At 40.6% G+C, this 2,507-nt stretch carries 1 protein-coding gene; it reads left to right on the top strand.

Annotation, left to right across the window (positions count from 1 at the left end):
- The coding region (locus tag DNJ75_RS14605; protein WP_157968391.1) for a TraC family protein at positions 1–2,507 on the top strand (2,507 nt) is incomplete at both ends.

The raw sequence follows: 2,507 nt of genomic DNA, 5'->3' as shown, positions 1-2,507 counted from the left end.
GTAAAAGATAGAAAAAGTAAAAATGGTAAGCAAGGTTTCGGCTTTGGTTTGCAGTTAGCACCGTTAACTGGTGCAAGTCTTAACCTTGCTAAGGATTTAAATGATCTGATTGTCAGTAAGTTGCCTGCGGGTAAGAAATTCAGCTATCAGTTCAGTTTATTGGGTCACAGGCAGTTACTGGAAAAAATCCAGTATAATGCGCATGTACATTCCAAGCGTGGCGGGATGTATGCGGATATTGCCAACAATCAGGCAAACTTAGCGATTAAGGCACTGATTGATGGATTTCCCAGTGGTTATGGCAAACACGCACGATTTGATTTAAAAGAATATGAGGCGTATTTTTTTGCGCACTGTATTGGACAGGATGCCTATAAGATGGCAAATATCAAAGAGGATGTTGAGATTGCCTTATCGACAGCGCAAATTCACTATCAGGCGATGGATGCAGAGGCATTAATGGCACATGTAGGGCATTTGATTAATCACAATCCTAAAAAGCTTAAGCCAAGTGAATATCATCATAATCCGTATGCTTATTTAAATCAGCAAGTGGTGGATGTCTCTACGGTGATTGATGAGATCACAGCGAACTATATTGATATTTCGTTTAAAGATGAAACCTGTGGTTATGGTGATTATGGTGGTCATCATAATCATGCTATGTCTCAAGATGATGAAACAGTAAAAGCAGAAGAAGATGTGGAAAATGCAGAGCAAAATGCAGCAGAAAATACAGAAGAAAAAGCTGAGGTTCGCGTGGTTTGTTTGAGCTTAAAAAAACTGCCGAGTGACTTTTTTATGACGCAATTACCTGAATTTTTAAGCTCAAGCAATAATATTGGACTGTCCTTACGTTGCCCTTTTTTATGGACAACCAATTTTCAGATTGAGGATAAGCTCAGCTCAGATACGCAGACGCGCAAAAAGATCAAAAGTTTAGACAAATTAAGATCGCTTGGTTTTGAAAAGCTATTGCCGTTTTTAAATGATGAACTCAGTGAGTATCGTGACATACAACGGGGTTTAGAAGATGATCGTTATCGGATATGTACGTTTTCAATGGACTTAATTTTATTTTCAACCAAAGCGAATTACAAAAAAGATGTGGCAGCAGCGATGAACTTATTTCGTCATGGATTACAGCTACAGTCGTGTCAGTATCTACAGGGTCAGATTTTTCAAAGTATTTTCCCGTTTTGTTATGCGCCATTAAGTCAGGACAGGCAACGCTCAGGCACAAGGCATCGCAGTAAATCGCCAAATGTGGCGAGTTTTTTACCGATTGTTGGTGACTATAAGGGTGCCTATGACCCTGATAAGGGCGAGCATCAAGGGCGCAGCTATGGCTTAATCACGACAACGGCTAAGAATCAGTTTGCGCCGTTGAATTTATTTAAAATGGGTACGGACTCTTATAATGTGGTGATTGCGGGGGCTAAAGGTTCAGGTAAGTCCGTTTTGGCGCAATTACTGATTTATCAGATTGTGGCAATGGGGGGGTATGCGTGGGCAATTGATAAGGGCAATTCATTTCGTGATCTGGTTGAAATGGTTGAGGGTCGGCATATTAATGCGATGGAGTTGTACTTAAATCCGTTTAGTTATTTGGATTTAGAGAAAATGGAAAATGACCCTGATCTGATGAATGATCCTGATATTGATGTGTATTCGGTTTATTCCAATACCATTTCAATGATTGCTGAGTTGTTTTATATGATTGGTAAGCCCAAAGACAAAGAAGTTTGCCCGTGGCAGTTTGCTAAACTGACCCAAGCGGTGATGTTGGCGCATCAGCAGTTTACCACGGACACCAAGGTTGACCATGTGTGGGATGAGCTTAAGAAAATGGTCGATGAGCAACGGCGACAAAATAATGGTCACTGTGACACGAGGTTATCGGATTGGCTTGATTTGTTAAAGATTTATTGCACCGACTCTTACAGCAAGACACACAGTAAGATTTTTAATGAAACCTCAAAGCTTGACCCTGATTCGCCGTTTATCTGTGTTGAGGTTGAGGGTGTTTCTAAAGAGATGATTAACCCGCTGATGATGGCATTATCGATTGATATTAATAATCGGATTATTTTATCCAGAGATGCTAAGCCCAAGGGATTTTTTATTGAAGAAGCGCCACAGATTATGCGCTTTGAATCACAAACCTTGCAGGATAAGTTTTCAGAAGCTGCTGCCACGTATCGTAAAAAGCATGCCGCACTTGCGTTTATTGGTCAAACGGTTAAGGAGCTTAACAGTACGAACCTGTTAGCACAGGGTTATGAAAAAGCGGCGATTAAAATCATTATGTCACAGGATGCAAGCTTTGCGGGATTTGCCAAACAGAATAAGGATAACCCGTTGTTTAGTGATCATGAAATTAAGACGATTCAGCGTTTTCGCCCCTCATCTGAAGCATGGTTTTCATCGTTTTTAATCAAGCGCGGTGAGTTTTCGTCAGAGCATCGATTCTTCCTTGATCCGTATTCTAAGATTATTACGTCAAC

This window comes from Cysteiniphilum litorale, assembly GCF_003428165.1.
GTDB lineage: Bacteria > Pseudomonadota > Gammaproteobacteria > Francisellales > Francisellaceae > Caedibacter > Caedibacter litoralis.
The sequence above is the reverse complement of the archived record's forward strand: the minus strand, read 5'-3'. Positions and strand labels throughout refer to the sequence as shown.